This window comes from Rhizobium sp. S96 (genome assembly GCF_030382195.1).
In the GTDB taxonomy this organism is placed as follows: domain Bacteria; phylum Pseudomonadota; class Alphaproteobacteria; order Rhizobiales; family Rhizobiaceae; genus Rhizobium.
On record NZ_JAUDRY010000015.1, the window covers coordinates 224,619 to 245,292 of the forward strand.

19 protein-coding genes, 1 tRNA gene and 2 pseudogenes are annotated in these 20,674 nt (G+C 61.2%); 13 read left to right on the forward strand and 9 right to left on the reverse strand.

The features are described from left to right. Positions 1-11 precede the first annotated feature (11 nt). The 3 genes from tpiA to pyrG all read left to right on the forward strand — a co-directional run bounded on the left by tpiA (position 12) and on the right by pyrG (position 3,223). The gene (gene tpiA, locus QTL94_RS18705; RefSeq protein WP_289802820.1) at positions 12-782 is read left to right on the forward strand and encodes a triose-phosphate isomerase; all 771 of its coding nucleotides are present in this window, start codon (positions 12-14) and stop codon (positions 780-782) included. A gap of 105 nt (positions 783-887) precedes the next feature. Then, entirely contained in the window at positions 888-1,454 is a 567-nt protein-coding gene (gene secG, locus QTL94_RS18710) for a preprotein translocase subunit SecG (RefSeq protein ID WP_065691302.1), read from the forward strand. A 140-nt stretch (positions 1,455-1,594) separates the two neighbouring features. Then, positions 1,595-3,223, forward strand: a complete 1,629-nt coding sequence (gene pyrG / locus QTL94_RS18715; RefSeq protein WP_065691301.1) for a CTP synthase — start codon at positions 1,595-1,597, stop codon at positions 3,221-3,223. Positions 3,224-3,326: 103 nt separating this feature from the next. Here pyrG and QTL94_RS18720 read toward each other — a convergent pair whose 3' ends face one another. Further along, complete coding sequence (locus tag QTL94_RS18720) at positions 3,327-5,027, reverse strand: methyl-accepting chemotaxis protein (RefSeq protein ID WP_289802821.1); 1,701 nt, start codon at positions 5,025-5,027, stop codon at positions 3,327-3,329. Positions 5,028-5,319: 292 nt separating this feature from the next. Here QTL94_RS18720 and QTL94_RS18725 point away from each other — a divergent pair, with 292 nt between their 5' ends. The 5 genes from QTL94_RS18725 (at position 5,320) to QTL94_RS18745 (ending at position 10,860) form a co-directional block, all read left to right on the forward strand. Next, positions 5,320-5,850: a FecR domain-containing protein gene (locus QTL94_RS18725; protein ID WP_289802822.1), complete on the forward strand. Its 531-nt coding sequence runs from the start codon at positions 5,320-5,322 to the stop codon at positions 5,848-5,850. A 6-nt stretch (positions 5,851-5,856) separates the two neighbouring features. Next, positions 5,857-7,716 (forward strand): CHASE2 domain-containing protein, encoded by a 1,860-nt coding sequence (locus tag QTL94_RS18730; protein WP_289802823.1) that lies wholly within the window; start codon positions 5,857-5,859, stop codon positions 7,714-7,716. A gap of 98 nt (positions 7,717-7,814) precedes the next feature. Further along, the gene (locus QTL94_RS18735; RefSeq protein WP_289802824.1) at positions 7,815-9,734 is read left to right on the forward strand and encodes a DEAD/DEAH box helicase; all 1,920 of its coding nucleotides are present in this window, start codon (positions 7,815-7,817) and stop codon (positions 9,732-9,734) included. 36 nt (positions 9,735-9,770) lie between these two features. Continuing rightward, positions 9,771-10,202, forward strand: coding sequence for a GNAT family N-acetyltransferase (locus QTL94_RS18740; RefSeq protein ID WP_289802825.1), 432 nt, complete (start codon positions 9,771-9,773; stop codon positions 10,200-10,202). 4 nt (positions 10,203-10,206) lie between these two features. Then, positions 10,207-10,860, forward strand: coding sequence for a class I SAM-dependent methyltransferase (locus QTL94_RS18745; RefSeq protein ID WP_289802826.1), 654 nt, complete (start codon positions 10,207-10,209; stop codon positions 10,858-10,860). Here the strand turns inward: QTL94_RS18745 and QTL94_RS18750 are convergent. The 6 genes from QTL94_RS18750 to QTL94_RS18775 form a co-directional block, all read right to left on the reverse strand. Further along, positions 10,857-11,294, reverse strand: a complete 438-nt coding sequence (locus QTL94_RS18750; protein ID WP_289802827.1) for an ACT domain-containing protein — start codon at positions 11,292-11,294, stop codon at positions 10,857-10,859. The two genes, QTL94_RS18745 and QTL94_RS18750, sit on opposite strands and share 4 nt — an antisense overlap. Positions 11,295-11,355: 61 nt before the next feature. Then, a complete protein-coding gene (locus tag QTL94_RS18755) occupies positions 11,356-12,579 on the reverse strand; it encodes a molybdopterin molybdotransferase MoeA (RefSeq protein ID WP_289802828.1) in 1,224 nt (407 codons plus the stop codon). After that, positions 12,576-13,076, reverse strand: coding sequence for a cyclic pyranopterin monophosphate synthase MoaC (moaC, locus tag QTL94_RS18760; RefSeq protein WP_289802829.1), 501 nt, complete (start codon positions 13,074-13,076; stop codon positions 12,576-12,578). The genes QTL94_RS18755 and moaC overlap by 4 nt, the downstream gene beginning before the upstream one ends. Position 13,077: 1 nt before the next feature. After that, complete coding sequence (trpC, locus tag QTL94_RS18765; RefSeq protein ID WP_289802830.1) at positions 13,078-13,890, reverse strand: indole-3-glycerol phosphate synthase TrpC; 813 nt, start codon at positions 13,888-13,890, stop codon at positions 13,078-13,080. Positions 13,891-13,899: 9 nt separating this feature from the next. Next, the gene (gene trpD / locus QTL94_RS18770) at positions 13,900-14,916 is read right to left on the reverse strand and encodes an anthranilate phosphoribosyltransferase (protein WP_289802831.1); all 1,017 of its coding nucleotides are present in this window, start codon (positions 14,914-14,916) and stop codon (positions 13,900-13,902) included. 14 nt (positions 14,917-14,930) lie between these two features. Then, positions 14,931-16,823 (reverse strand): peptidylprolyl isomerase, encoded by a 1,893-nt coding sequence (locus QTL94_RS18775; protein WP_289802832.1) that lies wholly within the window; start codon positions 16,821-16,823, stop codon positions 14,931-14,933. Between the two features lie 219 nt (positions 16,824-17,042). On the opposite strand from QTL94_RS18775, the gene QTL94_RS18780 reads away from it, so the two are divergent. Further along, on the forward strand, positions 17,043-17,324 hold the full coding sequence (locus QTL94_RS18780) for a hypothetical protein (RefSeq protein ID WP_065691288.1): 282 nt from the start codon (positions 17,043-17,045) through the stop codon (positions 17,322-17,324). Between the two features lie 71 nt (positions 17,325-17,395). Here QTL94_RS18780 and QTL94_RS18785 read toward each other — a convergent pair whose 3' ends face one another. Beyond that, positions 17,396-17,647 carry a GlsB/YeaQ/YmgE family stress response membrane protein gene (locus tag QTL94_RS18785; RefSeq protein WP_065691287.1) on the reverse strand — a complete coding sequence of 84 codons (252 nt, stop codon included), beginning with the start codon at positions 17,645-17,647 and terminating at the stop codon, positions 17,396-17,398. Positions 17,648-18,361: 714 nt separating this feature from the next. On the opposite strand from QTL94_RS18785, the gene QTL94_RS18790 reads away from it, so the two are divergent. Then, on the forward strand, positions 18,362-18,568 hold the full coding sequence (locus tag QTL94_RS18790) for a hypothetical protein (RefSeq protein WP_065691286.1): 207 nt from the start codon (positions 18,362-18,364) through the stop codon (positions 18,566-18,568). A gap of 213 nt (positions 18,569-18,781) precedes the next feature. Next, positions 18,782-18,871: transfer RNA gene (locus tag QTL94_RS18795), tRNA-Ser, on the forward strand. Positions 18,872-19,051: 180 nt separating this feature from the next. On the opposite strand, the pseudogene QTL94_RS18800 reads toward QTL94_RS18795, so the two are convergent. Further along, a pseudogene (locus QTL94_RS18800) lies at positions 19,052-19,585 on the reverse strand (DUF6428 family protein). A 42-nt stretch (positions 19,586-19,627) separates the two neighbouring features. On the opposite strand from QTL94_RS18800, the gene QTL94_RS18805 reads away from it, so the two are divergent. Beyond that, positions 19,628-20,002 carry an ArsR/SmtB family transcription factor gene (locus QTL94_RS18805; RefSeq protein ID WP_289802833.1) on the forward strand — a complete coding sequence of 125 codons (375 nt, stop codon included), beginning with the start codon at positions 19,628-19,630 and terminating at the stop codon, positions 20,000-20,002. Continuing rightward, positions 20,002-20,655, forward strand: a pseudogene (locus QTL94_RS18810) (aquaporin); the annotation flags it as partial. The gene QTL94_RS18805 and the pseudogene QTL94_RS18810, both read left to right, overlap by 1 nt. Between the last annotated feature and the right edge of the window lie 19 nt (positions 20,656-20,674).

Genomic DNA, 20,674 nt, shown 5'->3' on the forward strand with positions numbered 1-20,674 from the left:
GGATGGCTGGCATGACCCCTGACGTACGCCCACTGGTGGCGGGAAACTGGAAAATGAACGGCACGCGTGCCTCCCTCGATCAGATCAAGGCGATCGCCGAGGGTGTTCAAGGCCCACTCTCCGCGAAGGTGGAAGCGCTGATCTGCCCTCCTGCAACGCTACTTTATGTTGCGACCGCGCTCTGCACCGATAGCCCGCTTGCGATCGGCGCGCAGGATTGCCACCAGAACCCGTCGGGCGCCCATACAGGTGATATCTCCGCCGAGATGATCGCCGATTGCTTCGGCACCTACGTCATCGCGGGTCACTCTGAGCGCCGCACCGACCATGCCGAGACGGACCATTTGGTTCGTGCAAAGGCCGAGGCCGCCTTTGCCGCCGAACTCACCGCCATCATCTGCCTCGGCGAGACGGCCGACGAGCGCAAGGCCGGTCAGACGCTCGATATCATCAAGCGACAGCTTTCGGCCTCCGTGCCGGAGACCGCAACGCCCGAAAACACCGTGATTGCCTACGAACCCGTATGGGCGATCGGCACGGGCCTGACGCCGACCGTGGAAGACGTGGAGAAGGCACATGCCTTCATGCGCTCCGAGCTCGTCGCCCGCTTTGGCGACAACGGCAAGAAGATCCGCATCCTTTATGGTGGTTCGGTCAAGCCCGGCAACGCCAGGGAGCTGATGGGCGTCGCCAATGTCGATGGTGCCTTGATCGGCGGTGCGAGCTTGAAAGCCACGGATTTCCTCGCCATCTACGGCGCATACGAAGCGTTGCTTGCTTAGAGCCGTGTATATTCCGGGCCGAAGGGCTTGGAATAGCGGATTACCTCATGTAAAGAGCGCCAGAATTTTACTTTATGCCCGCTATGCGTGGGCAGGACTGGACCCATGCAGACCGTATTGATTGTCATTCATCTCATGATCGTGCTGGCGCTTGTCGGCGTCGTGCTTATCCAGCGTTCGGAAGGCGGCGGTCTCGGCATCGGCGGCGGTTCGGGCTTCATGTCCGCACGCGGCACGGCCAATGCGCTGACCCGTACGACCGCAATCCTCGCGACGCTGTTTTTCATCACGTCGCTCGGTCTCGGCATCCTGAACCGCTACGAAGCCCGTCCGACGGATATTCTGAACCGGATCCCGGCAACGAGTGGCCAGGGCAAGGGCATCCTCGATTCTCTCGGCGGCCAGAACGGCGCGGCCGCTCCGGCAGCACCAGCAGCCCCGGCAGGCAACGGCGTTCCGACCGGTGGTGAGGCTGCTCCGGCGGCTGCTGCACCAGCCGCGACCGCCCCGGCAGCGCCTGCTGCAACTGCTCCCGCAGCACCGGCTGCCGAAACCGCGCCTGCGGCGACGGCTCCTGCTGCACCTGCTACTCAGACCGCTCCGGCAGCTCCGCAGGCGACCACGCCCGCTGCTCCGGCGCAGACACCCGCGACTGCCCCGAGCGGACAGTAAGCGGCAGAAGAGATAAACCGCCGGCAGGCCCTTGGGTCTGCCGGTTTTCTTTTGTTCAGATTTCACGCTGGCACCAAAAATTCAGGAAATGAATTTTTGGGCTGGTGGAATCGTTTTTGAAAAGGTATCCGGTGACTCCCATGGCGCGATACGTATTCATCACTGGCGGCGTGGTTTCCTCTCTCGGTAAAGGAATTGCGGCCGCGGCTCTCGGAGCGTTGCTGCAGGCCCGTGGTTATCGGGTGCGGCTACGCAAACTTGACCCCTATTTGAACGTGGATCCGGGCACTATGAGCCCGACCCAGCACGGCGAAGTTTTCGTCACCGACGACGGTGCCGAAACCGATCTCGATCTCGGTCACTACGAACGCTTCACGGGGCGTTCCGCGACCAAGACGGACAACATCACGACCGGCCGCATCTACAAGAACATCATCGACAAGGAACGCCGCGGGGACTACCTCGGCGCGACGGTGCAGGTCATCCCGCACGTCACCAACGAGATCAAGGACTTCGTCACCGAAGGCAATGACGACTATGACTTCGTCATCTGCGAAATCGGCGGCACGGTCGGCGATATCGAGGCGATGCCGTTCATGGAAGCGATCCGTCAGCTCGGCAACGACCTGCCGCGTGGCACCGCGATCTACGTCCACCTGACGCTGATGCCCTACATTCCGGCGGCCGGGGAATTGAAGACCAAGCCGACGCAGCATTCCGTCAAGGAACTGCAGGCGCTCGGCATCCATCCCGATATCCTGCTGGTGCGCGCCGATCGCGAAATTCCGGAAGCGGAACGCCGCAAGCTGTCGCTGTTCTGCAACGTCCGTCCATCGGCTGTCATTCAGGCGCTCGACGTAGGCAACATCTACGACGTGCCGATCGCCTACCACAAGGAAGGCCTCGACAACGAAGTTCTGGCCGCCTTCGGCATCGAGCCGGCTCCGAAGCCGCGCCTTGATTCCTGGGAAGAGGTCTGCAATCGCATCCGCACGCCGGAAGGCGAAGTGACGATCGCGATCGTCGGCAAGTACACAGGCCTCAAGGATGCCTACAAGTCGCTGATCGAAGCGCTGCACCACGGTGGCATTGCCAACCGCGTCAAGGTCAACCTCGAGTGGATCGAATCGGAAGTCTTCGAAAAGGAAGACCCGGCGCCGTACCTTGAAAAGGTACACGGGATCCTGGTTCCTGGCGGTTTCGGCGAGCGCGGTTCCGAAGGCAAGATCCATGCGGCACGCTTCGCCCGCGAGCGTAAGGTTCCCTATTTCGGCATCTGCTTCGGCATGCAGATGGCGGTGATCGAAGCAGCCCGCAATCTGGCTGGCGTCGAGCATGCGTCCTCGACGGAGTTCGGCCCGACCAAGGAGCCGGTCGTCGGCCTCATGACCGAGTGGGTCAAGGGCAACGAGCTGCAGAAGCGCAACGCTGCAGGCGACCTCGGCGGCACGATGCGTCTCGGTGCCTACAAGGCAGCCTTGAAGAAGGGCACCAAGATCGCCGATATCTACGGCTCGACCGATATTTCGGAACGCCATCGCCATCGCTATGAAGTCAACGTCGACTACAAGGATCGCCTGGAAAATTGCGGCCTGGTCTTCTCCGGCATGTCGCCGGATGGCGTTCTGCCCGAAACGGTCGAGTATCCGGATCATCCGTGGTTCATTGGCGTCCAGTACCATCCGGAACTGAAGAGCCGTCCGCTCGATCCGCATCCGCTTTTCGCAAGCTTCATCGAAGCCGCGACCGAGCAAAGCCGTCTGGTCTAACAGGGCGGGCGACCGCTTTTGTGAACGAAACACTGGCTGAATCGAAAAAGCCGCCTGCATCATTGGTGCAGGCGGCTTTGCTTTGTGTACTGATTTCTTCTCCTTATGCGGCCTGCTGCGGACGCCGTGCGGCGGGCGCGTTTGGCTCGCGGATGGCGGCGCGTCTGTTCAGCTTGAAGTGGTTGACGAGTTCGGCAAGGGTTGCCGCGCCGGCCGCCAGTTCGGCGCTGATGCCGGTCGTTCGCTTCACCATTTCGGCGTTCTGCCGGGTCATGCGATCGATCTGCGAAACGGCATTGTTGATCTCTGAGAGGCCAGTGGACTGCTCCGCCGCAGCAGTGGCGAGGGCGCTGGTATTCGCATCGATCGACGCGACGAAGGTTTCGATCTCGTTCAGCGCCGAGCCTGTCGCATCGACGAGGCGAACGCCTTCGTCAACTTCCTTGCCGGAGTTCTGGATCAGGCCCTTGATTTCCTTGGCAGCCTTGGCTGAACGCTGCGCAAGCTCGCGCACCTCCTGCGCAACGACCGCGAAGCCCTTGCCGGCTTCACCGGCGCGGGCTGCCTCCACGCCGGCGTTGAGCGCCAGCAGGTTGGTCTGGAACGCGATCTCGTCGATGACGCCGATGATCTGCCCGATCTCCTTGGACGCGGAAGCAATGCGCTGCATGGCGGTGATCGTTTCGCGCACGACGTTGGCCGAAGCCGATGCGGATGCCATGGCACTCTGCACCAGCTTGCGGGTTTCCTGTGTGTTCTGCGTCGACGATTTTACTGTTGCCGTCACCACTTCGAGAGCCGCTGAGGTCTCTTCCAGTGAGGTCGCCTGTTCCTTGGTCCGCTCTGAGAGTTGCTCGGCCGCGTGGCGCATCTCCTGGCTGTTGCCGTTCAGCACATTGGTCTGACCCAGCACCTTGGCCAGTGTTTCCTGGAACGCCCCGATCGACGTGTTGAAGTCCCGGCGAAGGACCTCGAACTCGCCGGCGAAAGGCTCGTCGATTGTCTGGCGGATATTGCACTCGGACAGGCGCGCGAGGCCGGCACCGAGGTCGTTGACGACCTTCATGCGGTCGGTCACGTCAGTGGCGAACTTGACGACCTTGAACACGCGACCGGCGTCGTCGAGAATGGGATTGTAGGACGCCTGGATGTAGACGGCCCGACCGCCCTTGGCCACGCGTTTGAATTGGTCGCTGGCGAACGTGCCGGCACCAAGATCACGCCAGAATTTCCGATAGTCAGGTGTGCTCGCATAATCGCTTTCGCAGAACATCGAATGGTGCTTGCCGACGATCTCGTTCAGGGAGTAGCCGAGCGTCGCCAGGAAGTTCTCGTTGGCTGTGATGATTTCACCTGTCGGCGTGAATTCGATGATCGCCTGCGCGCGTGACAGGGCATCCAACTTTCCGCGATCTTCGGCGCTTTGCTTCTTGGCGGCCGTGATGTCCGTCGCAAATTTCACGACCTTGACAGGTTTCTTACCACGGAAGATCGGGTTGTAGCTGGCTTCAATCCAGATTTCCCGTCCGCCCTTGGCGATGCGCTTGTACTGGCCTTGGCCGAACTGGCCGGCGCCGAGATTCGTCCAGAAATCGGCATAGGCCTTCGTGGCTGCCTCGGCGGGATCAACAAAGATCCGGTGATGTTTCCCGATGATCTCGCTCAACTGGTAGCCAACGGCTTTGCAGAAGTTCTCGTTCGCAGTCAGGATCTTGCCGGTGAGGTCGAATTCAATGATGGCCTGCGACTTGTTGAGCGCTTCCAGTACGGCAGACGAACCGATGCCTGATAGAATCCCGACCATAGATGAAGCCCCCGATAATCGTTCCGGCGCACCCGATTGCACGCCGGGCGAAATCTAAGGGTGGTGTGTAAAGTTTTCGCTAAATATTAATCAATGTTGCAATTTGCGTTTGTTGCTACCCTCGGTGGAGGCGAGGGCTTTGCGGCAAGGGCGATCGCCACGCGCATAGAGAGCGAAGCATTCATCAGAGCGGTTACGCCAGCATGCCAAAATATCGATTTTCATCAGCTCATCTCTGGCAGATAGTGTCATGCAGATGAGCGTATGGGTGCACATGGTAGGGGAGACGGATATGCGCGTATTCTTGAATATCCTGCTGGCTTTGGCTAGTCTTGGCGCCATCTACGTCGCCGCACCCGACATTGCTTTGGCACAGCAGGGCGGCTGCACCGTGCAACGCATTGCCGGCCCGCCCCGACAGATCATCCGCTGCCCGGATGGCGTCGTCGTCACTGCGGAGCTTGGCGCGCGTTTCAACTTGGTCGACCGTGACCGCGATGGCCGCGTAGATGCGCTATCACTCCGCAGCAAGGCGGTTCTGGTCGATGTCGATCGCCAGAAGCGCCCGAACGGTTTCGAGGTCATGACGCCGCAGGCCATTGCCGCCGTCCGCGGAACGCGATGGGCGGTTGACGTCAAGAATGGCACGACGTCTGTTTTGGTCGTACGCGGGCGTGTCGCGGTCGCTCGACCCGCGTCGCGCGCCTCCGTCGTGCTCTCGGTCGGCGAGGGCGTAGACGTCTCCTCCGGCAGCGGCCCGCTGACTGTCCGCCGCTGGCCGCCGGCACGATCGGCGGCCTTGCTCGCGCGCCTTGGCCAGTAACTCCCAATGAATGCCAAACGGCTTCTGGTCACCGTCACCATTGTCTTCTCACTGCTTTGGAGCAGCCTGCTTGCGTCGTTGCACCTCAGTGGAAACGCGGGCTTTCTCGACCGCATGGAGGCTTTGCTCACCGATATCAGGAGCATTGCGATCGGCGCCCGGACACCGCCTCCGATCGTCAGCATCGTCGCAATCGATGATCGCACGGCCGCGGCACACGGCTATCCGCTGAACAGGGCCACATTGGCGCGCGTGGTTGACGCCATCACCTCGCTTAAGCCGAAGGTTGTGGCACTTGACTTGCTGCTCGTCGATCACGGTACTGACGCTGATGACGCCGCGCTTGCACTGGCGCTACAGGAGACACCGGCGGTTATCGCGGGAGCAGGCGTCTTTCCGGAAAGTACCCAATCGGTGACAAGCGACGCCAATGATCCGCTGTCTGCGGTACCTGTCGCCAACCAGCTGCTGTTGCCACTTACCCGCTTCTCTGACGTCGCGGCCGTCGGCATCGTCAATCTTGCGACCGATCAGACCGGAATACCGCGCTACGTCCCGCTGATTTCGCGCGGGCCGGATCGCGTCGATCAATCGTTCCCGCTCAGGGTCGCGTCGCTTGCGCTCGGGATCAATCCCGTCTTCGTGCCTGGCGGCCTCGCGCTTGGCGATCGGCACCTGCCGACCGATACGGGCCAACGGTTGCCGCTCACCTTCTACGGGCCCAAGGGCACCATTCCGACCTACAGCGCGATGGACGCCCTTGACGGAAAACTGAAAGCAAAGGCGGTCGAGGGCAGGGTGGTCGTCATTGGCTCGACAGTCGCCGGCGGTGGTGATGTCTTCCCGACACCCTTCGATCCGGTTCTGCCAGGCGTGGAGGTGATGTCGACGGCAACAACGCATCTGATCGCAGGCGACAGCATCATCCGCGATAGCAATATTCGTCGCTTTGATGCCATCATCTGTGTCGTTCTGCCGATCCTGCTGCTCGGTCTCCTCGCCTGGCGCCGCAGCGCCGTCGGCTATGCGACGATCATCGCCCTCGTGCTTGCTTGGGGCGCGCTCAACATGCTCGCCTTCGCGGAAGGCTATTGGTTCAGCGCAGCGTTGCCGATCGCAGCGGCTCTACCGCCGATTTTGCTGTTCGGCGCCGGGGAGCTTTGGATCGACAGGCGCCAAGCGTCGCACTTTGCGGCCCAAAGCGACCTGTTGCAGCGGATAGAGGCGCCCGGGCTCGGGGAATGGCTCGCGCGCGACCCGGGCTTCCTCGCGCATCCCGTTCGCCAGGATGCTGCCGTGGTCTTCATCGACCTGTCCGGCTTCACGGGTCTGAGCGAGGCCATTGGCGTCACGCATGTGCGCGACGTGCTGAGCGGATTCTTCGAGATCGTCGATGAGGAGGCGCGCGCACACGGCGGCGCCATAACGAGCTTCATGGGCGATGGCGCCATGATTCTGTTCGGCTTGCCGCAGCCGGCCAGCGATGATGCAGCGCGGGCGGCGTCCTGCGCCGTGCAATTGTGTGCGCGGATGCGTCCCTGGCTTGCGACACATCCGATACTGGATGGTCGCAATATCGGTTTCAAGGTCGGTGCGCACTACGGGCCGGTGGTGGCGTCGCGTCTTGGCACCGGCAACCGCCGACAGATTACCGCCACCGGTGATACGGTCAACGTCGCCAGCCGCCTTATGGAAGTGGCGGCCGCGCGCGGTGCGGAGCTGGCGCTGAGTGCAACGCTGATGGACGCGGCAGGCGCCGACAGCGCCCCATTGCGCTCCGGTCAACTTGAAGGTCCAGCGCAGGTGCCGATCCGCGGCCGCAGCGAAAGCGTCGATGTTTGGCTATGGAAGGGACATCCGCTTTGACATTTGTCCGCCGACGAAGTAGGAACGGCGCAACTTTTCAGCCGGCTGGTTCCGGCCACTGCGCAATATGCGCGTGAAAATTCCGAAAGACAGACAAGATGACAGATTTCAACGGCGTCGTTCCGGCGATCGCCAAGGCGTTGGTGAAGCGCGGTTATACCGAGCTGACCCCGGTCCAAAATTCCATGCTCGATCCGGCCTTGGCCGAGTCGGACGCCCTGGTTTCCGCCCAGACCGGTTCCGGCAAGACCGTTGCCTTCGGCCTTGCGCTGGCGCCGACGCTTCTGGACGGCGAAGATCGCTTTGAACCGGCGGCACAGCCGCTGGCACTGGTGATTGCGCCGACACGCGAATTGGCGCTGCAGGTCAAGCGTGAGCTGGAATGGCTCTACGAAATTACCGGCGCCGTGATCGTCAGCTGCGTCGGGGGCATGGATATCCGCAGCGAGCGCCGCGCGCTCGAGCGTGGAGCGCACATCGTCGTGGGCACGCCTGGCCGCCTTTGCGACCACATCCGCCGCAGAGCGCTCGACATGTCGTCGCTCAAGGCCGTCGTGCTTGACGAGGCCGACGAAATGCTCGACCTCGGCTTCCGCGAGGATCTGGAGTTCATTCTGGAAGCCTCGCCGGACGATCGGCGCACACTGATGTTTTCGGCAACCGTCCCGGCTGCGATCGCCAAGCTCGCGAAGAGCTACCAGAAGAACGCCGTTCGCATCGCCACGACCACTGAAGAGAAGCAGCACGTCGACATCGAATATCGCGCATTGGTCGTTCATCCCAGCGATCGTGAGAACGCGATCATCAATGCCCTGCGTTTCTATGAAGCAAGCAATGCGATCGTGTTCTGCTCGACGCGTGCGGCGGTCAATCACCTTACGGCGCGCTTTCATAACCGCAATTTCAACGTTGTGGCGCTGTCGGGCGAGTTGACGCAGAACGAGCGCAGCCACGCGCTGCAGGCGATGCGCGATGGCCGTGCCCGTGTCTGCATTGCGACCGACGTTGCCGCACGCGGCATCGACCTTCCCGGCCTCGATCTTGTGATCCATGCCGACCTTCCGACCAATCCGGAAACGCTGCTTCACCGCAGTGGCCGCACCGGTCGTGCGGGGCGCAAGGGTGTAAGCGCCCTTATCGTACCGCTGAACGCTCGTCGCAAGGCCGAGCGGCTGCTCGACAACGCCGGCATCGCTGCGGCCTGGGGTCGCCCGCCGTCGGCAGAAGAGGTGATCGGCCGCGATGAAGAGCGTCTGCTGGCCGACCCGATTTTCGCCGAAGCACCGCGCGAAGAAGAGCAGGATCTCGTCAAGCGTCTGCTGGACACGCATGGGGCCGAGAAGCTCGCCAACGCCTTCGTCAATCTGTACCGTTCCAATCAGTCCGCACCGGAGGACCTCATCGAGGTGGCTGTGCAGGACGACCGTGGCCGCAAGCGCCGTGACAACGCCGATGGGCCACGCGAGCCCAGCCAGAAAGGCCCGCGCGACGATTTCGGCGCCAGCATCTGGTTCTCTGTTTCCGTCGGCCGCAAGCAGAACGCTGAGCCGCGCTGGCTGATCCCGATGCTTTGCCGCAACGGCAACGTGACCAAGCGCGAGATCGGCGCAATCAAGATGCAGCAGGACGAGACCTTCGTGGAGATCGCCGCTGACAGCGCCGATGCCTTCCTGCAGGCGATCGGACCCAACAAGGCTCTCGAGCGCGGCATTCGTGTCACTCAGCTGAACGGCACGCCGGACTTCCACAGCCGGCCTTCCGCGCCGAAGCCCTATGCCGGCAAGAAGACTTTCGATGACCGTCGCGACGAGCGTCCGAAGGATGGTTTCAAGAAGGGCCCGCGCAGCGACACTGCTCCTGCACAGGGACCCAGCGACGATCGGCGCGACAGCAAGCCGTGGGCGAAGAAGTCCGGCAAGCCAAAGTTTGAAGGCAAGCCCAAATTCGAAGGTAAGCCTAAATTCGAGGGCAAGCCGTCCAATGGTCCGAAGCCGAAATTCACGAAGAAGAAGGGCTGACGTCTGTAACGTCTCACCGGCGCAAAGGAGGATGCGATGAATGACGTAGTGATCCTGACGGTTCCGCTCTTCAGCACCCTCTGCAACGAAGGCTTCAAGCTTCGGCGCGAGGTCTTTATCGCCGAGCAGAAGGTTCCGCCGGACGAGGAGTTCGATACTTACGACCTGACCGCACATCACGTCGTTGCATTGGCAGCGGGCGAGGTGTGCGGCACACTCCGCGTGCTCCATACGCAGGAGCACGTCAAGATCGGGCGCGTGGCCGTTGCGATGGCTTGGCGGGGGCAGGGCATAGCCAGTCGAATGATGGACTATGCGATGACCGAACATCGCGCGGCCCGCAGCAATCGGTTTTACCTGACGGCCCAGAGCGACAAGGTGGGGCTGTACGAGCGCCTCGGCTTTGTTGCCTACGGCGACGAGTTTCTGGACGCCGGGATTCCGCATCTTGCGATGAAGAACTATTGAGCGAATGAAGCCATTCGCCGAGGATGCTCGGGCTTTCATTCAGGCGAACCTGCGCCTCCTGCCTGTGCCAGGCTTGCCTGGCATATGGCTCTACATGGCTCATCCCGGCAGCGGCCTCTCGCGGCTTGCGAGACGTGATGACGATCCAGCGCCCTATTGGGCCTATTGCTGGGCGGGCGGTGCCGTGCTTGCGCATCATATCCTTGCAAATCCGGCACTAGTCCGGGGACGCCGCGTCCTCGATCTTGGGGCGGGCTCCGGAATTGTCGCAATCGCAGCCGCTAGGTGCGGTGCCGTTGCCGTCAAGGCCGTTGACATCGACGCGAATGCCATCGCCGCAATCGGCCTCAATGCCGAGGCAAACGGATTTCCCATCGAAGCGATACAGACAGATATGCTCTCCGGAGAACCGCCGGACGTCGATATAATTCTCGCGGGCGATGTGTTCTATGATCGCCAGTTGGCGGATCGTGCATTGCCCTTCCTTGCCCGGTGCACGTCATCGGGGATTGATGTGCTTATCGGCGATCCGCGTCGCGCGCCGTTGCCTAGGAACCAACTGCGTCTGATCGCGGAATATGCAGTGCCGGACTTCGGCGATAGCACACAGGACACCGCAAAAGTTAGCGGCGTGTTCGCCATCGACCAGCGGGTTTAGCGGCCGAACCCTGCCGAGGTGGCGGATTGCTGCAATTCCCGCAGAATATCGATCGCCGTGCCGGCCATGTCCGCGGGCACGAAGACGTGGTCGTGGTGATAGGCGGCCACCATGTTGCAGGGGATTTGATGGGCGGTGAGGGCCGTGGCAACCGCCGCTGTCAATCCAATGCCTTCCAGCGAGGAAAAGACCTCGAGGATGATCCGGCGCATCGGGAGGCTGCAGTCGAACCCCATCTCGGCGGCTTGGTTCCTCTCTATGATGAACGAGATGCCTTCATCTTCGCGAAACCGCGCCAGGGCAAAATCGCCAATGCGTTCCGCCAGGCGTTCGTCTCGCGTGGTGCAGAATATGAACTCTCCCTCGACGAGCTTCGGCCTCATGCCTGATACCATCGACTGTGTATCGCGTACTGGCTGTTGCGTGGTGGTCATCGCCCTCTTCCGGTCGTTATGCTGAAATCCGATGACAAGACCATACCACGACCTGGCGAGGTCAGCCGATAAGGTCTGGACGCAAGAGTATGACAGGGCAGGGACCGCCAGCCGGAAGTTCAGCCGCATGCGGCGGGCGCACGATCAGGCAATCGGCATAGGCAAAGATCTTCATCATCGAAGAATCCTGCTTGCTGAAGGGCTCAACGAGCAGCGAGCAGGACGGGGATCGTATCAGCCGCGCCCGAACATAGTCCTGGCGCTGGTCGTTGGCGCGCAATACTACCGCGCTCTCCGCAGTTGCCTCGCGTTTAACTGGCGGCAGGCTTGCCAGCTTGCGGATCAGAGGCTCGAGGAACAGCAGCCCGCACACGAGGCTGGAGACGGGATTGCCCGGCAGACCGAGGACATGGGTCTCTCCGAGGCTGCCGACCATCAGCGGTTTGCCCGGCCGCATGGCAATACGCCAGAAATCAAGCTTCATGCCCGCCGCAAGCAGCGTCGCCTGTACCAGGTCATGATCACCGACAGATGCGCCGCCAAGCGTGACGATGACATCCGCTTTTGCGTTTCTTGCCCGCGAGACGGCTTCGGTGATCGCTATCGTGTCATCAGGTACAATGCCGAGATCTAGGACCTCTGCACCTGCCTTGCGGGCCAGAGCCGCGATGCCGAAGGTGCTTGAAGCGATAATCTGCGCGTCCGCAAGCGTGCTTCCCGGAGGCAGCAATTCGTCACCGGTGGCAAGAAGGGCGACCAGCGGCCTGCGCAATACCGGCAACGTCGCGTGGTTCATGCCGGCCGCTACTGTCAGCCTGGAAAAATCGAGCACGGTGCCGGCCGGGAGAACGGTCTCTCCTTCCACGAAGTCCTGTCCGCGTGGTCGGATATGCTGGCCTTCGCGCACCGGATAGTTCGTCCGTATGCCGCCATTGACCTTCTCGGCATCCTCCTGCAACAGCACGCTGTCGACACCTGCTGGAACCGGAGCGCCGGTGAAGATGCGAACCGTCTCGCCTTCGCCGATCGTGCCATCGAAGCCGTGGCCGGCTGACGATGTTCCGATGAGTGCCAGTGCAGCGCCGGGTTCCGCTGCATCCGCATGCCGCAAGGCGTACCCATCCATCGCCGAGGCATCGAAGGGCGGTTGCGTCAGTCTCGCGGCCAAATCCTCCGCAAGCACGCGCCCATCGCCTGCGGCAAGCGCAACAGACTCCGACAGTTGGATCGGTCGAGCCCGCGACAGCAGCCGTTCCTGCGCCTCCGCGACTGGGATCAGGCTCATTTCGAATGCTCCGGATGCAGGAAATCACCGGACTTGCCGCCCGATTTCTCAAGCAGCCGGATGCCGCCGATTTCCATCGTGCGGTCCGCGGCCTTGGCCATGTCGTAGATCGTCAGGCAGGCGACGGAAACAGCCGTCAGCGCTTCCATTTCGACGCCGGTTCGCCCGGTCAGCTTAGCGGTTGCTGTCACGCGCAACCCCGGCAGATTGTCGTCCTCGGTGATGTCGACCGAAACCTTGGTCAACATGAGGGGATGGCAGAGAGGAATAAGGCTGCTGGTCTGCTTGGCCGCCATGATGCCCGCAAGGCGAGCCGTGCCGATGACGTCGCCTTTCTTGGCGTTACCCTGGCGGATCAGCGCAAGCGTTTCCGGCGCCATCTTCACGCAGCCCTCGGCGGTTGCGACGCGAACCGTCTCGACCTTGTCGCCGACATCGACCATGCGTGCCTCTCCCGAGGCATCGATATGCGTGAGTTCGGCTCGACCGCCGCTCATGTTACTCGGCCGCCATCGTGGCGTTGTCGAAGAGCAGGGCGCGGGTCGCGGCCGTCACATCGTCCTTGCGCATCAGGCTTTCACCCACGAGGAAGGTGTTGATGCCGACAGTGTGCAGCCGCTTGCAATCGGCATTGGTGAAAATGCCGCTTTCGCCGACGAGCAGTCGATCGGCAGGCGCCATGCCGGCAAGCTCTTCGCTTACCGTCAGGCTGACTTCGAAAGTCCGCAGATTACGGTTGTTGATGCCGACCAGCGGGGAGGAGAGATTCAGGGCGCGTTCCATCTCTTCCGCATCGTGAACTTCGACCAGAACGTCCATGCCGAGGCCAAACGCTTCGTCCTGCAGGCGTTCGGCATCGCTGTCGGAGAGCGAGGCCATGATCAGCAGGATGCAATCGGCGCCCCATGCACGGGCTTCCTGCACCTGGTAGGTATCGAACATGAAGTCCTTGCGGAGTGCAGGAAGGTCGCAGGCGGCCCGCGCGGCGGTCAGGAATTCGGGCGCGCCTTGAAAGCTCGGAGTGTCGGTCAACACCGACAGGCAGGCCGCACCGCCGAGCTCATACGCCTTGGCGAGCGCCGGCGGATCGAAATCGGGGCGGATCAATCCCTTGGAAGGGCTGGCCTTCTTGATTTCGGCGATCAGGCCGAAATTGCCGGCGTCACGCTTTTCCACGAGTGCCTTGTGGAAGCCGCGGGGAGCGGATTGCCCGGCTTGCATCGCCTTGAGGTCCGCGAGCGAAACCTTCGCCTTCGCGGCGGCGATCTCCTCCAGCTTGTAGAGTTCGATCTTCTTGAGAATATCCGTCATATCACGATCCTAGTCGATATCGTTCGACACGGCGATGAGTTTGTCGAGGGCTGCCGCGGTCGCGCCGCTATCCAGCGATTCGGTAGCGAGCCGCATACCGTCGCGCAGGACCTCCGCCTTGCCCGCGATCACGAGGGATGCAGCTGCATTGGCCAGCGCGATATCACGATAGGCATTCTTGGCGCCGCTGAGAACCTCACGAAGTGCCGCCGCATTCACAACGCCGTCACCGCCCTTGATCGCTTCCAGCTTGACCGGCTGCAGGCCGAAATCAGCCGGAGACAGCTCGAAGGTACGGATCTTGCCGCCCTCAAGTGCCGCGACATTGGTGCTGCCGGTCGTGGTGATCTCGTCGAGACCGCTGCCGTGGACGACCCAGACGCTTTCCGAACCGAGATCACGCATGACTTCGGCGATCGGGACCACCCATTGCGGCGCATAGACGCCGAGCAGCTGACGGCGCACGCCGGCCGGATTGGAGAGCGGACCGAGAAGGTTGAAGATGGTCCGCGTGCCGAGCTCGACGCGCGACGGCCCGACGTGGCGCATCGCGGAGTGGTGCTGCTGGGCGAACATGAAGCCGACGCCGGCTTCATGAATGCAGCGCGAGATTACTTCCGGCGGAATGTCCAGCTTGACGCCGAGTGCGGCGAGGCTGTCGGCCGCGCCGGATTTGGAGCTCAGCGCCCGATTGCCGTGCTTGGCAACCGGAACACCCGCGCCGGCGACGATCAGCGCCGCCAGCGTCGAGATATTATAGGTACCGCTGGCGTCGCCGCCGGTGCCGACGATGTCGATCGCATCGGCAGGCGCCTCCACGGTCAGCATCTTCGATCGCATCGTGCTGACCGCACCGACGATCTCGTCGACGGTCTCACCACGCACACGCAGGGCCATCAGAAAGCCGCCGATCTGCGAAGGTGTCGCCTGACCGGACATCAGGATGTCGAACGCCTGGCGCGCTTCCTCGCGTGTCAGCGGTTCGCGGCTCGCAGCCTTGGCCAGAAGCGGCTTCAGATCGGTCATGCTGTTCGCTCTCCCTAGCGGACGGTTGCTTGTTCTGCCAGCTGCTGGTTGATCGATGCGCCATACTGCGTCTGCAGCAGGTTGACCATCTGATCGAGAATGTCGTCGCCGGCGGCGTTGGCCATTGAGGTGATTTGCTGATCCTGGTTGTTGAGCACGTCACCAGTCGCTTCCGGATTGACTTCCGTGACCTTCAGCAGGATCTGCGTCGTCGGGTCGGCACCGACCGCGTTGGCGACGGTATCGATCGGGCCCGCAAATGCAGCCGTGACACCGGCATTGCCGAGCACCGCATCGTCCATGCCGCGAGTAATGCCGCTCTTGCTTTCGACTGTGATGCCGAGGGGAGCGGCGAGATCGGCCAGAGACGTGCCCTTCTGTGCCTGCTGCTTCAACTCGTCGGCCTTCTTGGCAAGTTCCGCCTTCTGCTGTTCCGCGGTCCAGTCGGCGACGGCCTTGTCGCGAACTTCGGCAAGCGGACGGTCGCGCTCGGGCGTCACCTCACGGACGTCGAGCCACAGATAGCCATCCGTGCCGATCGACAGTGAGGGTACATCGGCACCAGCCTCGGCCTTGAAGGCGGCAGCAAGAACCTGCTGCTTGGCCGGAATGTCCTTGACCTCGTTGCCGCTCTTGTCGAGGCCCGTCGAATCCACGGCGTCGATCACGACAGCCTTCAGTTTCAGCTGCGTGGCGATCTGTTCGAGCGTGGAGCCGGAGCTACGGAGATCCTCGATCTGGTCATGAATGTTGATGAGTTCCTGCGAGGCGTTGGTGACCGCAAGCTGCTTGCGGATCTCTTCCTTGACCTCGTCCAGGCTCTTCGTGGATTCCGGCTTGATGTTGCTGATGCGCAGGATGACAGGACCAAAGGAACCTTCGACAACAGGCGTGGTACCGCCGTTCTTGGTCACCGCGAACGCGGCGTCAGCAACAGTCTGATCCGGAACCTTGTCCTTCGAGAACTCGCCGAGGAACACGTCGCTTGCGGTCTTGCCCTGATCGGCGATCAGCTGATCGAACGTGGTGCCGGTCTTCAAAGCCGTAGCCGCTGCGTTGGCCAAGTCCTTGTTCTGGAAGGTAAGCTGTTCGACGGTACGGAGCTCCGGCGTGCGATAGCTATCCTTGCGTTTGTCGAAGTCTTCGCGAATCTGGTCGTCGGTGACGGAGCCGACATCGGCGATGTCTTCCGGCTGCAGCTTCAGATAGGCGAACTTGCGATATTCCGGGGCGCGGAAGCGAGGCTTTGCCCCTTCAAACCACTTTGCGAGCACGTCGTCCGCCGGAGCCTTGATCGGCTCGATATTCGCATTTGTCAGCAGAAGATAGTCGATGCCACGGCTTTCCTGGCGGTACTGCTTCAGAGCGTCGACAAGCGTCTTCGGAGCGGTGAAGCCGTTGGAGACGGCGTCCACGATCTGGCTGCGGACAGCAACCTTGCTGCGTTCCTTGATATAGTCGTCTTCGCGGATGCCGGCATTGCGCAGGCGCGACGTGAACAGCGACCGGTCGAACTGACCGTTGACAGCCTTGAAAGCCGGGTCATCACCGATTAGCTGTGCCAGCCGATCCTGCGACAGTCCGAGGTTCATGTCGTCGGCCAGCTGATCCAGCGACGCGCCGGCCACCAGTTGCGCCAGAACCTGCTGCTCGACGCCAAAGGCGCGGGCCTGCTCGGGCGTCAGGCGCATGCCGAATTGCTGGCTAAGGTTTGCCACCTGACGCTGGTAGGCGAGACGGAATTCGTTGACGTCGACATGCTGGTTGCCGACGGTCACGACAGTGGTACTGTTCCCACCACTGATCAGCGAGCGGGAAACGCCCCATATGCCGAAGGAGGCGACCAAGAGAAGCATGAGCAGCTTGGCAACCCAAGTCTGGGCGGCTCTTCGCAGAATATCGAACATCGAAACGCAAACCTCGCATTCTATCGCCCGTTCGCGGGCAAAGCATTTGACGTTCCTTAGAGCAAACCCGTACGGAAATGAAGGGTTATCGCGACAAAAGCTCTGCGTTATATCCGGGCCGGTTCAGACCGTCTGACACGCAACAAAAGAGACCAGCCGCGGGAACCTTTGCAGGGGTTATTTCGTTGACCAAGCATCCCGAGAAAAGAGGAGTAGACAATGGCCGATATGAAAACTGCCTCCGCCCAGTCCGCCGCTACGCGAGCTAAGGTAGAGGTGGCAGCTGACGATCTTTCCGCGCAGGTCGCGGCGCTGCGGGAAGACCTTGCCCGCCTGTCCGAAAGCGTTGTGGCGCTGGGGCAGGGCGCAAAGACTGCTGTCGCAGATGAAGCATCGGTCATGACGGAGCGGGTGCGCGATAAGGTGCGCGAGGAACCGATTTTCGCGCTCGCCGTAACCGCCGGTGTCGCTTATCTGTTCGGATTGATGAGCCGTCGATAGAAAGCGGTACCAGTATCCCAAAAAGACAAGGCCGGACGCCGAGGCGCCCGGCATTTTTAAATACGTGAAACTCAGCGGCGGATGACCCGCCCGACCGCAATGAGGATGCAGGCGCCGACAAAGCCGGCGATGAGATAACCGATCCATCCGCCGAGAACGACGCCGAAAACGGAAAGGATCGCGTTCGCCACGATCGCTCCGACAATCCCCAGAATGATGTTCATGAACACGCCCATGCTGCTGTTCATGAATTTTTCCGCCAGCCAACCGGCAATCCCGCCGATGATGATGGCTGCAACCCAACCAACGCCTGCACTTTCCATGCGCATGTTCCTTTCTGGAAAAACAAAGAATTGAACGCCGAGTCAGAACGAAGTTGAAACGGTTGGCCGCGCGCGGACCCTAGCCGCGGAATCGATTGTAAAACGCATTGACCGCCCCCTCCGTGGAGAAGGATATGCGATCCGCTACGGCGCGCAAGACCACCCAATATGCGTTGGTGTTACGTGGACCGACGCCATTCGGTATTCACACGCTATCGTATAGCGCCATTGATCTGACTGGTCGGGCGAGGTCGCAGGAAATACAACCAAAGCGATATTTTCGGCCGGAGGCGAGGGGCGCCGGTCCGCCACGGGATCGCGAAAACCTTTTCCCGCCGCGTATTTCCTTGCCGTCGCGTTGAAGGAGTAGTGCATGGCTAAGATATGGCTTCGTTATGTCCATATATGCAAATTCTCTTAATTAAAGTACCCGGAAGAACGCTAATTAAATCAACGAAAATTGATCTGCGCGGGCGTTCCTTAGATATCCGCCAGCTTCCCTGACGTTGGCACCCGTCACTGCGCGAAAACGCGTCAAGGGACCTGTTCAGTTCGAAATCTGCGCCGAATCAATCCCGTTCTCGGACGAACGCGTTCGTTGTGATGTAATCGAAAAACCTCACATCAAGCCAAATTTCATCTTTCCTTCAGCAATCGCTTGCTCAACCTGCAATCTATGTCATGGTAGAACCCTGAAAATGAGGGGTGCCAGTCATGATCAATCTCCAATCTGTTCGCAGTGATACCACGCATGACCAACGACTTCTCGATTGCCGCGCGGAGGTCGAGCCAGCGCTTCACGAGATTATCCGGGAGGCGCAACGAAAGGGATGGGCGCCTGCGGAAGTCGCGATGGCGATTGCCGACGCAGCGGACGACTACATCCTGCTTCTGGCCAACAGAAAAACGATCGCGCACTGAACCGCTAGGTCGAATTGTTCTGCGGGCACGTCTCGAGCCATTGATGTCTCGGGGCGTTTGCCCGCAGATTGCGTTCAAGAGGGACAACCGCGCGGAAGCGGTTGACGCTGCGATCCGAACGGCTATAAAGCCTCATTGTCTGATCTGGTCGCAAGCCGATTGTTCCATCGTCACACGATGGGACGTGGCGATTGGCAATCAAATCAATCTGATGGAAGAGTGTCCGAGTGGTTTAAGGAACCGGTCTTGAAAACCGGCGTGCGGGAAACCGTACCGTGGGTTCGAATCCCACCTCTTCCGCCACAACCCTATGATAGTGTTTGGCAATTTTTGTTGACATGTCAGAAAGGCGTCTAGGCCAATCTGCAACATTGTCAGCAATTACCTGCAACAATGCTGCAACTGCATTTCTGTTGCAGGAGGTTCCGATTCGTGTTGCAGCCGGCCTTGTGGTGAGGGGCGGCAGAATCCGTGCCGCTCCCGTCAGTTTTCTCCTGCTTGGAACTGCCTGCAACAACTGCTGTTGGAAGCAGCCGGCGCGTAGTAAGCAGCCGCCTCCGCAGTGCTCTCGGACAACCAGCGGTCACGTGGCTTGCAGCTTGCCGAACGCGGGAGAAGTTCGACATCGATGCCTCCCGATCGGCACGATGGCAACGACGCGCAGTAGAGCTGCATTGGTGGATGCCGTCGCTGACCTCGAAGGTCAGCCGGGCTGTCCTTGGTAGGCCTACACGTTCGGAGACCTTCCGGATTATCGCGCAGAACTTCCCGGCAGGCATGTGAGTTCTGCCTTCCTCGTCGACGTCCCAGAGCTGAATGCATATCTCTGTCCAACTCTCCGTGTTCGCGCGGCAGTCAAGGGTGTCGAATCGCCCGCTCTTCACCTCCGTCACATGCGGGCCTGACGCTGCGGCCGTCGTATCGGAAGACGAGAGGCAGCGCCTCGATACCGTCCAGCGACCCAAGCAGCGTGCCCAGATCGATGTCCATCGAAAGTGTCTTGTCGATCGTGTCCATTTCGGATATCTCCTGATTCAACATTTCAAGGAATATTGAAATATGAAAGAACGTCAAGCTCTCATGTCCTTTGCGGCCCTCTCACAGGAAACCCGCCTGCAGATCGTGCGCATGCTCGTCGTCGCCGGTCCCGATGGCCTTGCTGCGGGGGCGCTCGCAGAGAAGGCGCGCGTCTCGCCGTCGAACATCTCTTTCCACTTGAAGGAACTTGAACGCTCGGGGCTCGTACTGCAGAAGCGCGAGGCCCGGTCGATCATCTACAGCGCAAGCTACAACGCGCTCGGCGCGCTTGTTCGGTTCCTGCTGGAGGATTGCTGCGCCGGCCATCCGGAGATATGCGCTCCGGCCGCCGACGTCGCGACCTGCTGCGCGCGCCCCATGGACCGGGCGACGTCGGTGTCTAAGAAAGCGATCTGATGCAGTCGTTTGATCTTCCACGACGGCTGGCTGCCGAAGCCATAGGGACCGCTCTCTTGGTCGCGACCGTCGTCGGTTCGGGCATCATGGCTTCCTCGCTCACGCAGGACACGGCGCTGGCGCTCCTTGGAAATACGCTGGCGACGGGTGCGATCCTCGTGGTTCTCGTCACGGTGCTCGGCCCGATATCCGGGGCGCACTTCAATCCCGTCGTGTCGCTGGTATTTGCCCTGTCGCGTACGCTGACCAGGCGCGACCTGCCTGCCTACGTCGCGGTTCAGATCGTCGGCGGCATCGCGGGCACGGTGCTGGCCCACGCGATGTTCGCGCGTCCATTTCTCGAATGGTCAACCAAGGAGCGCTCCGGAGCGAGCCAATGGCTCGCGGAAGGGGTTGCCACCGTTGGCCTCGTCTCGACTATTCTCCTCGGCGTGCGCTTCGATCGGAAGTCAGTTCCGTGGTTGGTCGGCCTCTATATCACGGCTGCCTACTGGTTCACGTCCTCGACGTCATTTGCGAATCCTGCCGTCGCCGTCGCGCGTGCGTTCACGAACACTTTCTCCGGAATTCGCCCTGTCGACCTTCCGGGGTTCGTGGCGGCGGAACTCATCGGCGCACTGTGCGCCTTCCTTCTGATCACCTGGCTGCTTCGGACCCCCCACCGTGGAGACT

Excerpts from the sequence above, each read along its gene's own strand:
- tpiA (WP_289802820.1), top strand. The coding sequence starts at position 12 with ATGACCCCTGACGTACGCCCACTGGTGGCGGGAAACTGGAAAATGAAC.
- secG (WP_065691302.1), top strand. The coding sequence starts at position 888 with ATGCAGACCGTATTGATTGTCATTCATCTCATGATCGTGCTGGCGCTT.
- pyrG (WP_065691301.1), top strand. The coding sequence starts at position 1,595 with ATGGCGCGATACGTATTCATCACTGGCGGCGTGGTTTCCTCTCTCGGT.
- QTL94_RS18720 (WP_289802821.1), bottom strand. The coding sequence starts at position 5,027 with ATGGTCGGGATTCTATCAGGCATCGGTTCGTCTGCCGTACTGGAAGCG.
- QTL94_RS18725 (WP_289802822.1), top strand. The coding sequence starts at position 5,320 with ATGCGCGTATTCTTGAATATCCTGCTGGCTTTGGCTAGTCTTGGCGCC.
- QTL94_RS18730 (WP_289802823.1), top strand. The coding sequence starts at position 5,857 with ATGAATGCCAAACGGCTTCTGGTCACCGTCACCATTGTCTTCTCACTG.
- QTL94_RS18735 (WP_289802824.1), top strand. The coding sequence starts at position 7,815 with ATGACAGATTTCAACGGCGTCGTTCCGGCGATCGCCAAGGCGTTGGTG.
- QTL94_RS18740 (WP_289802825.1), top strand. The coding sequence starts at position 9,771 with ATGAATGACGTAGTGATCCTGACGGTTCCGCTCTTCAGCACCCTCTGC.
- QTL94_RS18745 (WP_289802826.1), top strand. The coding sequence starts at position 10,207 with ATGAAGCCATTCGCCGAGGATGCTCGGGCTTTCATTCAGGCGAACCTG.
- QTL94_RS18750 (WP_289802827.1), bottom strand. The coding sequence starts at position 11,294 with ATGACCACCACGCAACAGCCAGTACGCGATACACAGTCGATGGTATCA.
- QTL94_RS18755 (WP_289802828.1), bottom strand. The coding sequence starts at position 12,579 with ATGAGCCTGATCCCAGTCGCGGAGGCGCAGGAACGGCTGCTGTCGCGG.
- moaC (WP_289802829.1), bottom strand. The coding sequence starts at position 13,076 with ATGAGCGGCGGTCGAGCCGAACTCACGCATATCGATGCCTCGGGAGAG.
- trpC (WP_289802830.1), bottom strand. The coding sequence starts at position 13,890 with ATGACGGATATTCTCAAGAAGATCGAACTCTACAAGCTGGAGGAGATC.
- trpD (WP_289802831.1), bottom strand. The coding sequence starts at position 14,916 with ATGACCGATCTGAAGCCGCTTCTGGCCAAGGCTGCGAGCCGCGAACCG.
- QTL94_RS18775 (WP_289802832.1), bottom strand. The coding sequence starts at position 16,823 with ATGTTCGATATTCTGCGAAGAGCCGCCCAGACTTGGGTTGCCAAGCTG.
- QTL94_RS18780 (WP_065691288.1), top strand. The coding sequence starts at position 17,043 with ATGGCCGATATGAAAACTGCCTCCGCCCAGTCCGCCGCTACGCGAGCT.
- QTL94_RS18785 (WP_065691287.1), bottom strand. The coding sequence starts at position 17,647 with ATGGAAAGTGCAGGCGTTGGTTGGGTTGCAGCCATCATCATCGGCGGG.
- QTL94_RS18790 (WP_065691286.1), top strand. The coding sequence starts at position 18,362 with ATGATCAATCTCCAATCTGTTCGCAGTGATACCACGCATGACCAACGA.
- QTL94_RS18805 (WP_289802833.1), top strand. The coding sequence starts at position 19,628 with ATGAAAGAACGTCAAGCTCTCATGTCCTTTGCGGCCCTCTCACAGGAA.